At 54.8% G+C, this 16,606-nt stretch carries 9 protein-coding genes; all 9 read left to right on the top strand.

Translation table 11 applies throughout. The features are described 5' to 3' along the window. The first annotated feature begins 23 nt into the window (after positions 1-23). The 9 genes from SACSAC_RS06155 (at position 24) to SACSAC_RS06115 (ending at position 16,536) form a co-directional block, all read left to right on the top strand. Positions 24-7,718 (top strand): S-layer homology domain-containing protein, encoded by a 7,695-nt coding sequence (locus SACSAC_RS06155; protein WP_037284603.1) that lies wholly within the window; start codon positions 24-26, stop codon positions 7,716-7,718. Positions 7,719-8,158: 440 nt separating this feature from the next. Beyond that, the gene (locus SACSAC_RS06150; RefSeq protein WP_156950958.1) at positions 8,159-9,022 is read left to right on the top strand and encodes a hypothetical protein; all 864 of its coding nucleotides are present in this window, start codon (positions 8,159-8,161) and stop codon (positions 9,020-9,022) included. Positions 9,023-9,174: 152 nt separating this feature from the next. Beyond that, positions 9,175-9,549 carry a GHKL domain-containing protein gene (locus tag SACSAC_RS06145; protein WP_037284597.1) on the top strand — a complete coding sequence of 125 codons (375 nt, stop codon included), beginning with the start codon at positions 9,175-9,177 and terminating at the stop codon, positions 9,547-9,549. 100 nt (positions 9,550-9,649) lie between these two features. Next, a complete protein-coding gene (locus tag SACSAC_RS06140) occupies positions 9,650-10,930 on the top strand; it encodes a sensor histidine kinase (protein ID WP_051506906.1) in 1,281 nt (426 codons plus the stop codon). 11 nt (positions 10,931-10,941) lie between these two features. After that, positions 10,942-11,664, top strand: coding sequence for a LytR/AlgR family response regulator transcription factor (locus SACSAC_RS06135; protein WP_037284594.1), 723 nt, complete (start codon positions 10,942-10,944; stop codon positions 11,662-11,664). 219 nt (positions 11,665-11,883) lie between these two features. Further along, positions 11,884-12,783 carry an ABC transporter ATP-binding protein gene (locus SACSAC_RS06130; protein WP_037284591.1) on the top strand — a complete coding sequence of 300 codons (900 nt, stop codon included), beginning with the start codon at positions 11,884-11,886 and terminating at the stop codon, positions 12,781-12,783. Then, positions 12,776-13,534, top strand: coding sequence for an ABC transporter permease (locus SACSAC_RS06125; protein ID WP_037284588.1), 759 nt, complete (start codon positions 12,776-12,778; stop codon positions 13,532-13,534). The genes SACSAC_RS06130 and SACSAC_RS06125 overlap by 8 nt, the downstream gene beginning before the upstream one ends. 69 nt (positions 13,535-13,603) lie before the next feature. Continuing rightward, on the top strand, positions 13,604-14,581 hold the full coding sequence (locus SACSAC_RS06120; protein ID WP_037284586.1) for a LacI family DNA-binding transcriptional regulator: 978 nt from the start codon (positions 13,604-13,606) through the stop codon (positions 14,579-14,581). Positions 14,582-14,823: 242 nt separating this feature from the next. Next, on the top strand, positions 14,824-16,536 hold the full coding sequence (locus tag SACSAC_RS06115) for an alpha-glucosidase (protein ID WP_245608589.1): 1,713 nt from the start codon (positions 14,824-14,826) through the stop codon (positions 16,534-16,536). The last annotated feature ends 70 nt before the right edge of the window (positions 16,537-16,606 follow it).

Raw genomic sequence — 16,606 nt, 5'->3', positions numbered from 1 at the left:
TAGAAGACGGAAGGAGTTCATCCATGCGACGCAAACCTATCATTCGAGCGATCGCGGCCTTTACGGCCGTGATCATGCTCTTGGTCTCGCTGCCTTTGCAGGCGCTGGCGGAGGTCATCAATACGGAGGACACAACCTCTATTCGCAACGGATTTATTCAAGCGACGGTGGACAACAAGACCGGACGCTTCAGCATTCGTACCGAAGAAGGCCAACCGATCCGCAAAAAGGACAACGGCGTCGACATGATCTACGGCGGCGATAACCCGGAGACGTCGTTCACGACGTTCCGCATCGACGGCACGGATCTGATTTTCGGCAATCCGTACAAATTGGCTCCGAACTGGGAGTCCAAGCTGGACGCGCCGAAAGCCGTAACCGGCACCGACGGCACGCAAAGTCTGGTGACCGTTTGGACGATCAAAGGCATCAGAATCAGTCAAGTCATTACTTTGATCCTGAAGGACGATAAGGAACAAGGCGGCAACGTCCGGGTTCAGTACGTCGTGGACAACGAATCGACTTCGACGGTCGAGATCGGCTCGCGCGTGCTGCTGGACACTTCGGTCGGCGGCAACGACGGCCCGGCGTTCCAGATCGGCCAGAACTATTCCGTTCCGCTGACGGTGGAGCGCAAACTGGTTCACGAACCGGAGACGCTCGGCTACGACAAGACGGTCGACGAGCAGGCGTATAATCTGCACAAACTGCCGGCTTATTGGGTCATGCGCGACAAGCTCGATCCGACCAATCCGCTGGCGACCAACGTGATCGCTTACGGCTTCAATAACCTGTTCGAAGGCGGAATCAATATCGTCGACGAGATGGTAGTCGGGCACTGGGCAAATCTGGCGGGCAGCAAATGGGATTACGAGCCGGACGAGAACCTCGACTTTACGCTGGACACCAATGACTACGGCACGGCCGATACGGCTGTCGCTTACTATTGGAATCCGGACAAAGTCGCGGCGGGCGCGCAGCATTCGTTCGAGTTGGTGTACGGCCTGGGCGAAATCATCGCGCCGGAGAAAGTGTTCGACGTGCGTTTCCTTGATCCGACGCAGAAACTGGAAACCAACGCGGACGAGAGCGGCTACGTGAACGACGGCATTTTCGAAGTGAATACCGAGATCGAGAATCTGGAGCTGTTCGGCTTGAGCCACAGCCAGATCGACGTAACGCTGACGCTGGAGAACGGTCTAAGCTTCGTCGACGAGAACGGGCAGACCTTAGGTTCATCCAGTCAAAAGCTGACCTTCCGCAAAGATATTTCCCCGGAAGACGCGGCGAAAGGCATCGAAAACATTCCGTACAAGCCGGGCGAGACCGTCGCGACGAAGTGGCGGATCAAAGGCACGGGCAAAGCTTGGCCGTCTACGCGTCAGTACATGGTAACGGTAAGCAGTCCGGAGACGGAGAAAAAGCTGGAGACGGCGATCAGCGAAAGCGAAGGCATGCCGGAAACGGAGATCCGCGCGATCTACGAATCGTCCCGCGCCAACTTCATCTTCTTGCCGCCGGTCGGCGAGCTGCGCCAGACGCTGGTATACGCCATGTCGCCGGAAGAAACGTTCGACAAGGACGAAAAATATATCAGCCTGAACGTATCCAATATCGCGGCGTACAATGTCGGCAGCGAAGCGACCTCGACGGCCGCCAATTTCGACATGTATCTGGTCAATGCGAAAAACGGCGACCGTTACAAAGTTCCCGTGACGCGCTCCGTTACGGCGCAGGCACTCGGCAACGGCTTCGCGGGCGACCTGAAGCTCGTATACCGCGGCGGGGAAAAGGTCGACGCCAACGGCACGACACTGGAGACGCTGGAAGACTCGACGCTGCCGCTTGGTGAGTATAAAGTCCAGCTGGACTATCGGGACAAGACCATTCCGGAAGTCTCGGAAGCGTTGAGTTTTACGACGGAGCAGACGTTTGCGGTGACGCAAAACGAAGAAAACCGCGTGCGCCAGGCCGGTATTTTGGCCGTTTACAAAACAGCGCTCGATTTGAATGCGGGAGCAGGCGATAAAGATTTGTTCGCAGATGCGCTTCCGTTCGGCTACAGTAATCTGTCGGACGCGGACTTCAATACGAAGCTCAATCAGGATCGTGCCAAATTCACGGCGGCGAAACAGGAAATGGTTGCGGCCTCCCGCAAGCTTGATCCGGCGCTGGACATCGCGGGCGCGCTTGATCCGTCGGCTTCGCCCGTGTATACGGTGAAGACATTCGAGACCGAGAAGCAGTTCGAGGAATTCGCGGATGAACTCGACGAAGACGCGGGGCAGGAGATCGTGTTGGAAGCCCGCGGCAAGATCGTGCAATCCGGTACGGGCGCCAACGCGCAGTACACGATCCGCGCGGATACCGAGCCGGTTATCCTCAACAAGAGCGTGGCTTACAGCGGCAAGGATTTGACGCTGTCGTTCGGTAAATTCGCTTTGGCCGAAGAACTGAAAGCCAACACGGAAACGCCGTTCCTGCAAACGTTGTTCGTGGGCGGCGACGGTACGCTGAGCGTGGCGAACAGCGGCTTCGTGTTCCACTCCGGCGAATGGACCGTCGATTTCTACAACGGCTTCGACAAGTCGCTCGGTACGGAATCGGGTCTGTCGGACGAAGAACAGGCGTGGGAAGAAGGCCGCAATCCGGAAGATCCGACGCTGAACGGCAGCTTGAGCTGGGCGAACGGCATGGTGGCCGACGCGCTCAATCCGTATCGCACGCTGCTCGTTTCCTACGTGTATTTTAACAAGCATACGCTGTTCTCGACGCCGACGTTCTCGGTGGCGGGCTTCGGGCTGAAGCTGAACGATTTCGTGCTGCGCGAAGACGGGGTCGCTTTCGGCGGTGCGGTGAAAATGTACATCGTCAACGGCGAAGTGAACAGCGTCATGTTCAATCAGTCGGGCTTCGTGGGCATCGATTCGGCTTTGAACTTCGAGCTCGGCGAAGGCATCGGCTTGATCAAAGAGTCGGACGACGGCGATCAGAAGATTGCCGGAGGCATCAATATCGTCCATTACAAAGATCCGAACAAATACGATGTGATGAACTCGTACGGCATTAACTTCGAAGGCAAGCTGGAAAACCTGTTCTCGATCAGCGCCGAGCTTGCGTTCAAGCGCGTGCCGGACGGACGGATCATTCCCGACGTGATCGCGTTCGGTTCCGATCTGCCGGAACCGGGCATCATGATCAATCCGGCGATCAAGATTTCCGCATTGCGCGGCGCGATTCGCGAATTGGCGATGACGATCGCCGGAGGTACCGAGCGTATTCCGCTGACGCTGGAAGCCGGCGTCGATATGGAACTCGGCAAAAAGCCTGCGGTATTCACCGGCGCGGTCGATCTGACGCTCAAAGCGACCGGTTTCAAAATTCTCGGCACTCTGGACTACGGTTCGGGCGACGACACGCTTCCGATGCTGACCGAAGCGTTGGTGCAGACGCAGTGGGTTAGTCCGATGTTTATCCGCGCCAGAGCCCAGCTCGACGTGGGCGGCTGGGATATCATCATCGGCAGCGCCAGTCTGTTCATCGGCGAAAATTTGGAGAAGGGCCGCGTCGACTTCGAAGGCATGGTCAGCTCCAAAATCCAGATTCCGGGCTCGGTGCCCGTAGTCGGCGGCATGGGCTTCGGCGTGCGTGCAGGCGCCAATAACGACCAGCTCTGGGCGGGGATCTCGCTGCTGTTCCTGACGCTGGGCATCAAATACTACTGGGGCGGCGGCATCTCGTTCATGACGGACGGTTCGCATCTGGACAACGACGCGCTGATCAATCTGGCGGTTAATGATCCGGAACAAGGACCTAGACTGCTGCAAATCGGCACGGGCATTCAGACGCTCGCGACTTCGTGGGAAAATGAAGAAACAGACCGTTACGAGATCCGTTATACGGCGGTTGCGGAAGGGATCGACATGATCGAGGACAGCTCGCAGAACCTCGGCATCGGCGGTATTCGCACGTCGGACGGCGGGAAAAAGCATATCGTCCCGACTTCCGATATCACGGGCAACGCGCTGCTCGAAGTGGAATACTTCACGACGACGCGCCCTACCTTGACGCTCAAACGCGCCGACGGTTCTTCTTACGACATCGTGTTCGGCGAAGCGTCCGACAAAACGGCGACGGCGTTCGAACAGATCATCAAAGCGCCGAAAGAAGGCGATCTGAAGAGCGACGGCACCCAAGTCACCAAAAAAGAAGAGCAGCAAGGCACGGACACGCGCCGCGTCTATATCGCGCTTCCGCAATCGGACGCGAACACGGGCGACTGGACCTTGACTTCGAGCCAATCGGTGAAGTCCAAGCTGATGAATATCCCGGTTCTGCCTAGTCTGTCGGCAGCAAGCCTTGCCACGGACGCGCAAGACGGCGACAAATTCACGGCGCGCTGGACGGTAGCCAATGCTTCGCCGGGCGATACGGTCGATCTGTATCTCTCCGCCGACCAATTGCAGGCGGTTCCTACAGCAGACGAATCGATCGATCCGGGCATCATGATCGCGAAAGGCATCGAAGTATCGAGCGGCGATATCGCGGCCGACGGCAGCGCCTCGGGCGAGATGAGCTTCGACGTGAACGGAATCGATTATCTGGGCGGAGCCGATCTGCGCGGTCTGATTCAACAAGGCGACTACTATCTGCGCGCCGAACTGAAGACCGAATCGGCCTTCGACGCGAAGTCCTCGCAAGAGGCGTACACGCTGGTCGATCCGCTGGCTCCAAGCGCAGTGGACTCGGTCGACGCGACAAGCATCGGTAACGGCATGTTCGACGTCTCTTTCCCGGCTTCGGTGAAACCGACAGGAGCGGAAGACGATGAGTTCACCTATGTCTTGACGGCCATGGACGAACAGAACGTCTTGTACGATCCGTTCGGCGAAGAAGGGTACACGGAATCCGACTTGCAAGCTACCTTGCAAGATGGTCGTTATCATGTAACGGTAGGCGGCTGGAATGAGCTGGGCACGCCGAAGTTGGGCGCGGACGGCAAAATTTTGCGCAACGCGGACGGCACGATCGTGATGGAAGAAAGCGAAGTGCGCTATTCCGGACTGGAGCCGGGCAAGACCTACCGAATGGGCGTGATGGTAGCCCGCAAGCCGGCATCGGACGCGAATGCCAACATGCGTTTGTCTGCGGCGACTTATTCCGCTCCGAAGCTGCTTCCTGTGCCGCAAGGGCCGGAACTGACGTTGGACGGCAAAAAAGTCGTGGATAACAAATACGAAGTGATCGCAAATTCGAACGAAATCAGCGTCGGCGTAACTTCGCCGCAATCGGGCGTAATCGTGGAAGCCTCCACGGACGACGGCGTGCTGGGCACGTATGATTTGTCGAAAACGAACAAGATGGATCTCAAGTTCGAGGTAGACGGCGCCTACGCCGTTCAACTGAAATCCCGTAACAAGACCACGGGCGACACGTCGGTCACCATGCTCTACGTGACGATCGACAAGGTCGCGCCGATGATCTATCTGGATGCTCCGCTACCGGGCGCCCGCGCAGTAAACGGCGCAGCGTTATTGGAAGGCACGACGATGACCGATGCTACCGTGACGGTCACGGATGCCGATACCGACGAGGAGTTGGCGCAGTTTACGCCGGACGAGAACGGCATGTTTAAGCAGAATATCGCGCTCGGCGGGGATAAATTGAAGACTCGTCTGCGTATCAAGACGGAAGACGCGGCAGGTAACGTCAACAGTGCCGTGGTCGAAGTGTTGAACGACAACTTCAAGCTGCCTCGCAGATTGAAGCTCGAAATGCCGGAAGCGGTCGTGGCGGGCAGCCAGACCGCAACGCTGAAGACGTATGTCGAATACACGGACGGCACCCGCGAACTGTTGGATAACGCAGATATCGCCTATAGCGTAGTCATGGGCGAAGCCAATGCGGGTGTTGAAGCAAACGGTGCCGTAGCCGGTAAACGTGTCGGCGCAGCCTTGATTCAAGCCGATTACGATTGGCAGGGCACGGAGCTTAGCGTGACCGACGTGGTGTCCGTCACCGCGCCGGAAGCGGGAAGCGCTCCGCCTGACTACATGGACACGGTAAAAGCCTCGACCGTCGGTACAGGCAAAGCAGGCGAGACTCGCGTCTCGATCAATTCCGCCGGTCACGGCGGCAATATGGCCGGAAGCGAATGGGCATACAAAGTGTTCTCGGATGCCGCGCAAGTGCTGCTGCCGACATTCGAACAGAATGTAAGCAGTTGGACCGCGCTTCCGGCCGATAAGGTCGTGAAGGCGAAGCCGGGCGAGCGGATCGTCGTGGTGAAGCGTACGACGGCTCAGCCGAAGCTCGTTACAGCTTCTTCGGCGGCTGTCGCCGTGAACGAATGGATCGCTCCGGCTTCGACAGGCGGCGGCGGATCGGGCACGATCACGAAGCCGGCATCCAACGTGCCTAAGGGACCGTTGACCATCGGCGGTATCGCGGTCGATGCGAAGGTCGGCGGCAAGGACATCAAGGTTCCGCTGCAACTCGACGGCACGCAAACGGACGGCCTAATGCTCGTTGACGTTACGCCGGGAGCGAACGGTCCGACGATCCTTGCGCATCCGGTGCGCGAAGCGCTTTTGAGCACGATCAAGCAGGGACAACAGATTACGCTGAATGTAACCGGAGAGTTGGAGCGTCTGGGCATCGAACTGGATGCCGATCTCGTCAAACAGCTTGCCGCGAAAGGCGTATCGCTGAATCTGGAAAGCGATTGGGGAAGTTATCGTCTGGGACTCGACGCGATCGATACCGACGCGGTAGTGTCTTCGTTCCCCGGCGAAAACGCGGAAAATATCAAGATCGTACTGAACGTCGGTCAAGCCGCCGATTTGTACGCTCAATTTGCCGATCAGCTGACCGCCGAAGGAATTACCGTGCCGCGAGGCGTTCCGGTAGCCTTCGACATGACGGCGAGCAACGGTAAACGTTCCGTATCGATCAAGCGCTTTGCCAAGATGACGGAGAAGGAACTGCGCCTTCCGGTCGGCGAAGACGACCGTACGGTATCTACCGTCGTCGTGATGGAACAAGACGGCAGTCTGCGTCATGTGCCGACCCGCTTCGAAGCGAGAGACGGTATCATGTACGCGGTCGCAAGCACGTTGACCAACAGCGTTTATCTGCCGGTCAAACACACCGCGGCCTTCCGCGATCTGGCAGGACATTGGGCAGAAGAAACGATCAACGATCTGTCTTCGCGCCTGATCGTCAACGGCGTCTCGGCGACGCGCTTCGATCCTTCGCGCAGTATGTCGCGCGCCGAACTCGCGGCGCTGATGGCACGCGCATTCGGCTTGAAGTCGGTCGCGGATTCGAACGCGTCGTTCGCCGACGTGAAATCGACGGATTGGTACAACGATGTGGTACGCACCGCGACGGAATACGGCCTGATGTCCGGCTACAGCGGCAGCCGCTTCGGTCCGAAGGACGTCATGACGCGCGAGCAGGCGATGGTCATGCTGATGCGCGCTTATGAACTAGCCGGAAAAGCAGCGCCGTCCGCAGCCGATACAGCGTCCGCGCTGAACAGCTACACGGACGCCGCAAGCCTGTCCGATTGGGCCACGACCAGCGCCGCCCAAGCGGTGAAGCTCGGCCTGATCCAAGGCAAATCCGCAGGCAAACTGGAGCCGAAAGCTCCGGTCACGCGCGCGGAAATGACGCTGCTGGTTCGTCGATTGTTGACGGAGTTGGAATTGATGTAGGTGAAATACGCCCCTAGTTCTCTAACGAGAGCTGGGGGCTTTCAACGTGCCTTCGAAAGTCGGGTGTGCGCGGGAAGCGAGAAGACTGCGAGAGAAATTCGGTCAATTCGCTGTCTCACTTGGAAAAGTTGATTAAAGTTTTAGTTGAATTTTTTAAGTTCAAAGGCGTCTTGACCTGAATTTCTCTCTCCGTCTTCTCGCTTCCAGGTACGTTGGATTTTCTCGACACGTTATAAGCCCTTAGTTCTCTGTGGAGAACTAAGGGCTTATTTATTTTGTGGAGATAAACAGATAAAGATTCCAAAAGATGATAGAATAAACTTGTTTTCTCTGAAAAAGGGGTGGCAGTTTTGGTTATTGTCGCGGGCTTTTTGCAAATTTTTTTGATGTTCGTCAATACTCATATTATTAACGACAAGGCAGTCATAGGTTTGAAGCAAATGTCTTTATTTTTTCTTGTCTCGCTCATGTCGATTTACTTGTATGGGGTGGTTGGGGTTTACGCGTCGGCGTTTATGCTGATTGGCTTATTTGCGGTTATCGCTGCTTTTGATCGGAATATTGTGGATGTCTTGATTGCGTTGTCGGCTTCCGTTCTTCTGACGCTGTTAAGCGATCCGATTACCGTAACGATCGAGACGGCGCTGAATGTACCGACGAATGCAGCTTTTGACGTGATCTATATGATCTCGCTCAGTATTCTTACCGTATCGGGTAGTTTGGTGCTGAGAGCGTTGAAGAGACGTTTCCGGTGGGACGAGAAGGTCGATGTTCGGTTGAAAAAAATCGTCGCCGGATTCGGAGTTGCGACGGTCATCGTTTATTATCTGTGTATTTATCTGAGCGCTTATATTGGTGAGACGATCGAGCTGATCCAGTTGAATTTGTTCTTTTTCGGCGTATATCTGGTCATTTCGCTCGTCTCGCTCTACATCTATGCCAAGTCGCTGCGCAAAAGCTACGAAGTACGGCGGCGGGAAAGCGAATTTCGATTGATGCAGCGGTATACGGAAGAGTTGGAGCAGCAGTATACCGAGATCCGCAAGTTCCGGCATGACCATCAGAATATCCTTTCCTCGTTGGACGCGTTCGTGCAAGAAGATGATTTTGCGGGCTTGAAGCGTTATTACGAAGAACAGCTGAAGCGTACCTCCGAGCATCTGGAAAGCAATAATTTCAAGCTGGAGAACCTAGGGCGTGTCTTCAAACCTGCCAACGTGCATCTTTTACCGCCTTTTCGCACTGCCCCGGATTCGTACCTAAAGCGTGTACGATTCCGGCAACGCAGCGTCACTTTCCCTTGACGTGCCCCGGCACGCCTTCAGAAAAGTTCCTTGTTCAGCACGAAAATTCGGCAAAATCTGCTTCCGTCGAGGTTTGAAGACACGCCCTAAGCCGAATCAAGGTCAAGGAAATCAAAAGCCTGATCGCGGCCAAACTGGTCCGTGCGCAAGAGTTGGGAATCGACGCGACCTTCGAAGCCAAAGAAGACATTCACTCGATTCCCGCCGATTCGGTCGCATTGGTGCGGGCGATCGGCATTTTGTTGGATAACGCGATCGAAGAACTACAAGCGATCAAGCATGGCAGCATGACCGTGGGTTTGATCGGAGACCGGAAAGCCGTACATATTATCGTGCAAAACCATTGCCGTCCCGATCTGCCCCGCGTCCATAAATTGAAAGAGGCCGGATTCTCTACCAAAGGCAGCAATCGCGGACTTGGCCTTGCGAATCTCGCCGAACTGGTCACTCAGCTTCCTAACGTGGTTTCCGAGACACTAGTGGAAGAAGGACGTTTTACGCAGATTCTGGTCGTTCATCATGCCTGAATCATCAGATATGAACGATTCCGATCAAAAAAAGAGGGTTGCGGATCAAGGTGAGTTTTGCGGAGCTTGGCACGCTAGAATACATAAGGAATGATGACGGATGATGTTTGTGGGTGCAGGACTTCAATTTCTGATTATGTTGGCTTCGGGACATATCGTGAGCGAAAGCAGAACGTTGTCTGCGAAAAATAAAGCGGTCGCGATCCTATTCGCGCTATTCAGCGGTTTTTTATTTCAATGGATCGGCGTTTATGTTTCTGTTTTTATGCTGCTGGGTTCTTTTGCGATTCTGTACACGTCCGAACGCGATGCACTGCGTGTACTGGGAGGGATTTCGTACGGGGCATTGGGCATGCTGCTCCTCGATCCGGTCATCACGCTGCTTGCGACACCGTTTTTCCCGTTCGGAAGTCAGACGCTTATGTTTGTTTATTTAGTCTTTTTAGCTCTATGCAGCCTGATGTTCAGCTTGGGTATGCGTCGTCTCAAACAACACATTCGTCGGAAAAGAAACCTCGACGATCGTTTGAAACGAATGATCGTGTATCTGGGCGCGATGCTGGTTGTTGTCTACTATCTATGTATTTACCTCAGTGCGTATATTGGCGAGACGATCGAACTGATCCAGCTCAATCTGTTCTTTTTCGCGGTATATTTGTTGATCGCATTCGCGGCCTTCTTCGTGTATTCGCAGTCTTTGCGCAAGTCGTACGAGGTCAAGCAAAAGGAAGCGGAATACAGCACCATGCAGCGCTATACCGACGAGTTGGAACGGCAGTACACCGAGATTCGCAAATTCCGCCACGATCATCAGAATATTCTGTCTTCGCTCGACGCTTTTATTCAAGAAGAAGATTTCGACGGACTCAAGCGGTATTACCGGGAAAAGCTGAAGCGCACCTCCGAGCATCTGGAAAGCAATAATTTCAAGCTGGAGAATCTAAGCCGGATCAAGGTCAAAGAAGTCAAAAGTCTCGTGGCTGCCAAGTTGATCCGGGCGCAAGAGCTGGGAATCGACGCGACTTTCGAAGCCAAAGAAGAGATCGGCGTCATTGCTGCGGATTCGGTCGTGCTGGTGCGCGCGCTCGGTATTCTGCTGGATAACGCGATCGAAGAACTACAGCAGATCCGGCGCGGAAGCATGACGGTGGGGATGATCCAAGACCGCAAAGCGGTCCATATCATCGTGCAAAACGACTGCCGCGACGATCTGCCGAGAGTCCACAAATTGAAGGAAGCCGGATTTTCGACCAAAGGAAGCAATCGGGGACTGGGTCTTGCGAATTTGACCGAGCTGATCGGACAGCTTCCCAATGCCGTATCGGAGACGGTCGTCGAACCAGGCGTATTCAAGCAAATTCTCGTCATTAATCATATTTAGAAGGTGATAGCATGTTGTCCGTATTGATCTGCGAAGACGATCCGAAACAGCGCGAACGGTTGGAAAAGATCGTCGCCGATTACATCATGATCGAAGCGCTCGACATGGAATTGACGCTGAGCGCGGACAATCCGATCGAAGTGCTGACGTATCTGGAGGAGCATCCAAAGACGACGGGATTGTATTTTCTCGACGTCGATCTGAAGCATGAAATGTCGGGGATCGCGCTGGCTTCCGAGATTCGGGAGCGCGACGATTCGGGTAAGATCGTGTTCGTGACTACGCACGGAGAGCTTTCTTATCTGACCTTTATCTATAAAGTGGAAGCGATGGATTACATCGTGAAGGATCAACCGGAAGAGATCGAGCGCAGGGTGCGCGAATGTATTCAGGTGGCGCAGAAGCGTCATTTGAACGAAGGCGGGCCGCAGCAGAAGCGTTTTAAAGTCAAAGTCGGCGAAAAGACCCGATCTATCGATCACCGGGATATCATGTTTTTCGAGTCGTCTCCGGTTCCGCATAAGATCGTGCTGCATATGGACAACAGCCAGCTCGAATTTTACGGGTCGATCAAAGAGCTGGAAGAGGTGGGCGAAAGCTTTTACCGCTGCCATAAATCGTTCGTCGTGAATCGGGATAACATCAAAAGCATCGACCGCGCCAAGCGCGAGATCGAGATGGTGAACGAAGAGGTCTGTCTGGTGTCTATTCGTGCGCTGAAAGCTTTTCGGTAACGGGAGTTTGCAGGAAAAGAGTCAGATAATGCTTTGCTTTCGTTGCTGTAAGGTGACGGAGGCGAGGCGTTTTTTGTTGAGTTTGCCTACACGCCTCGGAACGATTCGGAGTAAAAACCGTTCGTTTACGAGCAAAACAATGCTTCCGCTTCCTTCCGTCCTATACTGAAACCATAAGAACGACTGACGAGCAGATCGGGAATTCGGGGAGGGAATCGAATGAGCATGGTTCGACTGGATCATTTATCGAAGATATACGGGGAAAAGGCGGCTTTACATAATGTCAGTTTCAGCGTGGAGCGCGGAAGTATCGTGGCGGTGCTGGGACATAACGGGGCAGGCAAGACGACGCTGATCAACTCGATCATGAATCTCACGGATTACGAGGGGGAGATCGAATACGGCTTTGACCGCAAGTTGTTGTACCGGAAGATCGGCTACCAGATGCAATCTTCGTCGTATGAAAAAGAAGCCAAAGTGCATGAGGTCTGCAAGCTGTATCGCAAAATTCTCAAAAGCTCCGTCGATCTCGATCGGCTGCTTGCGGACTTCGGACTGACGGAGAGCCGTAATCTGTACATCAAAAATCTGTCCGGCGGTCAGCGTCAATCGTTGTCCGTTCTGCTGACGCTGATCGGGGAGCCGGAGTTGATCATTTTCGATGAATTGTCTACCGGAATGGATGCGATGGCTCGCCGTCGAACTTGGGACTACATCAAGCGTTTGAATGAAGAAAAAGGAATAACGATCATTCTGACCAGTCATTTTCTCGATGAAGTGGAATATCTGGCGGACCGGGTAGTGATTTTGGACCAAGGGCAGGTCAGTCGGATCGGAACGGTATCGGATATCGTGCGCGAACAATTCGACCGGGCCAAAAAAATCGAATTCCGCACGGATGACCGCGAAGCCTTCGGACGTTCTTTTGGCAGTAAATTATCCGGTCGCGGGGAAATGTTATGCGTCCAGTATCAAGAGGAAGACGAGGAAGACGTGTATCGAAAAGTGAAAGGGTTGGGCGGATACGATATTTCGATCAAAAATTACACGTTCGAAGATGCGTTTCTGAACATGCTCGGCTATACATTGGTGAAGAACGGAGAGATGTCGCATGGATAATCTGATCGCGCTTTCGGGATACCAGATCAAGCTGCTGATGCGCAATGCCAAAAGCCTGATCCTCGGATTTTCGCTGCCGATCGCGATGTTTTTCATCTTCAGCAATTTGCTCGGCGGTTATACGGTAGGCGAAGGGACGCCGATTGTCGACTTGCTTATCCCCGCTTACTTGCCGATCATTATCGTCAACGGCGTGCTGGTTATCTACGGACAGACCTTTTTGCAGTATAAAGAACAAGGGAATTTATTGAAGTTCAAGCTGTTGGGCATTTCGGGACTGACGGTATCGTCGGGGCTGTATATCGCGACCTTCCTGTTCCAGATTGCCGCTTCTGTGCTGCTGGTGGCGTTTGCCTCCGTGTTAAAAGGAATTACGCTTCCGTACCAAAGCCTGCCTGCAATCGCGGTCGTTTTTTTGCTTATCAACGCTTATCAGTTTGCGCTTGTGTATGCTCTGACGTCGATCATTCATAAAACGGTGACGTATCAGGCGGTCTCGCAGTTGCTGTTCTACTATCAGATCTTCCTCGGCGGCCTAACGTTCCCTCCCGAGATGTTCCCTGATTTTCTGCGCAAGTTCGTCTATCTGTTCAATCCGATCGTGTACGGGTTGGAGATGATGCGCGGAGTGTGGGCAGGGACAGGAAGTTTGCTCGATTATGGAAAAGAGGCGACGATTTTGCTCGGGGTGTCGGTTGCGTTGATCGTTGCGGGGGTATGGGTGCAAAAGAAGCTGAACAGAACGTTGTGAAACGCTTCCCCAACTGCTATACTGGTTCCCGATTGCGGAAAACGCACGCGGAGCGGAAGGAGCAAGATCATGGCAAGCATAAGGGAAGTTGCAAGGTTGGCGCAGGTCGCGCCGAGCACGGTGTCGAGAGCGCTGAACAACAGCGGGTACGTGGCCGACGAGACGCGGGAAAAGATCAAAGCGGCAGTGGCGGAGCTGGATTATGTCCCCAACCAGTGGATACGCAATCTGTACCGCCAAAGCACGGGCATCATCGGCGTGATCGCACCGGGCTTGATCCATCCGTTTTTCTCGTCGCTGTGGAACCATCTGGAGCTGGAATTGCGCAAATTCGGCTATAACATGATGCTGTGCAGCACGGGCGGCGAACATCAGCGGGAGCGTGAATATCTCGATACGCTGGAACGCAATCTATTCGACGGCGTGATCGACGGCGCGGCGATGCTGCCGGACGAAAGCTACGCGAAACTGGAAAAGCCGATCGTGTTTTTGGACCGGGTGCTGCCGGGCATTCCCGTCGTCAGTTCGGACCATCGGCAGGGCGGGGAGCTTGCGGCGCAGGCCTTTCTCGAAGCGGGCTGCCGCAAAGTGCTGCTTACCGTCGGCGATCAACGGCATCGGCTGCAATCGCACGAAGGCGACCTCGCGTTGGAACGGCATTTGCAAGCGGGCGGGGCGGAGACGGTGCGGCGCGAAGTGTCGTGGGACGATACGACCGACTACGCCAAGTGCTTCAAGCTGTCCAAAAAGCTGCTGGCCGCGCATTCCGACGTCGACGGCGTGTTGGCGTCCGATCTTCAAGCGTCCGCTTTTTTCAAAGCCGCGTCTTCACTGGGCATCGACGTGCCGGGCCGGCTGAAAATCATCGCGTACGACGGCACGTTCGTGACCGACTTCAACGCGGCCGAACCGACCGTAATCGTGCAGGACGTGCGGACGATCGCGCGTCAAACGGTAGCGGTGCTGCTCAAAAAAATCAACGGACAAGCGGTCGGCGACGAGCCGGTCACGGTGCCCGTTACGCTGCGGCGAGGCGCAACGACCTGATCGTTGACGCCTGCCGTTTTATTTTTTTAAGAAACAGTTCCACAAATCCATTGACCTTTTCCGAAAAAGAGCGTATTCTGATTTCCAATGGAACTGTTCCACAGCGTAATCGGGAACGAGTAACGCGAAAGTCGGCAGGACTGATTTTTTTTACGACTTTATGGAACAGTTCCACTCGTAAGGGAAGCGGATTAGAAGATTATTTTTTTGCACAAATATGGAACAGTTCCATGGAGGTGGCGATGGAGTCGATGAATACGTTGAATAAGCAACTTGAGCAAAAGGAATCTCTGCTTGCGACCTCGCAGCGGCAGTGGTGGAAGCGCGCGGTCTTTTACCAGATCTACCCGCAAAGCTTCAACGACGAGAACGGCGACGGCATCGGAGATTTGAAAGGGATTACAAGCAAACTGGACTATTTGGCCGAACTCGGCGTGGACGTGCTGTGGATCTGCCCGATTTTTGACTCACCGATGATCGATAACGGGTACGACGTGGCCGATTACCGCAGCGTCAATCCGATTTTCGGCACCGACGCCGATCTGGACGAACTGATCGCCGAAGCGGGCAAGCGCGGAATGAAAATTTTGCTCGATCTCGTCATCAATCACTGCTCGGATCGGCATCGGTGGTTCCAAACCGCGCTTGAACATCAGGACAGCGAAGAAGCGGGGTACTTTTATTTCCGCGATACCGACAATGATCGGCCGCCGAACAACTGGCGTTCCATTTTCGGCGGACCGGCTTGGACCCGAACGCAAGACGGCCGCTGGTATTTGCATACGTTTGCCAAAGAACAACCGGACCTCAATTGGGAAAATCCGAAGCTGCGCCGCCAACTGTACGACATGGTCAATTACTGGCTGGACAAAGGCGTAGGCGGTTTCCGGGTCGACGCGATCACGTTTATCAAAAAAGACCTGACGTTCGCTTCGCGCCCCGCGGAACCCGGCAAACTGTACCCGATCGACCATTTCCAGAACTACCCGGGCATTCATGAGTTTTTGGACGAGCTGAAACGCGAAACGTTCGCCCGGTACGATTGCGTGACGGTAGCGGAAGCGCCCGGCGTGTCGCCGGACACGTTTGCCGAATACGCGGGACCGGACGGCCACTTTTCGATGATTTTCGATTTCAACTGGGATCATAACAAAGACGTGCCGCTCAAAAACGAACCGGATTCGATCGCGTCGTGGCGCAAGCGGATGTTCGACAGTCTGCTGCATACGCAAAAGTACGGGTGGAGCGCGATCTTTTTGGAAAACCACGATCAAGCGCGGGGACCGGACAAATTTTTGGACAAAGCCAACCATCATCGCGACGGCGTGACCTGCTTGGCGACGATGTACATGCTGCTGCAAGGTTCGCCGTTCGTGTATCAGGGTCAAGAGCTGGGCATGACCAACGGATTCCGCGGCGGAATCGACGAATTTTACGACGTGTCCGCGCTTAATCAATGGCATGAAGGATTGGAACAAGGCCGTTCGGCGGAAGAGATGCTGCGCGAGCTGAACGAATACGGCCGCGACAATGCGCGCACGCCGTTCCCGTGGAACGCCGAACCGAACGCAGGATTCACGACGGGAACGCCATGGATGCCGCTGCATCCCGATTATCCGAGCGTGAACGCGGAGCAGGCGCAAACGGACGAAGAATCGGTCTGGACGTTTTACAAAGAACTGATCGCGTTTCGAAAAAACGGTCTGTGGGGCGATATTCTGGCGTTCGGCAGTTTCGAACCGGCGTATGAAGAACATCCGGGCCTGATCGCTTACCGGCGCCGTTTGGACGGGCAGACGCTGCTGGTGCTGAACAACTTCGGCGGCGAGCTGATGCTTGATTTCGGCGCGTCGGCGGATCGCCGCATCCTGTTCGCGAACGGCGAAGCCGAATCGACGCCGAACGCTTCGCTGCGACTTGCGTCATACCGCTCCGTCGTACTGATCGAATCGTAAAATCTTACGAGATCGTATACGCGCGAAAATCTTGAAACGGAACGCGGCAGACGTAACCGGACGCGTGCGC

The organism is Saccharibacillus sacchari DSM 19268 (assembly GCF_000585395.1).
Lineage (GTDB): Bacteria > Bacillota > Bacilli > Paenibacillales > Paenibacillaceae > Saccharibacillus > Saccharibacillus sacchari.
The sequence above is the reverse complement of the archived record's forward strand: the minus strand, read 5'-3'. Positions and strand labels throughout refer to the sequence as shown.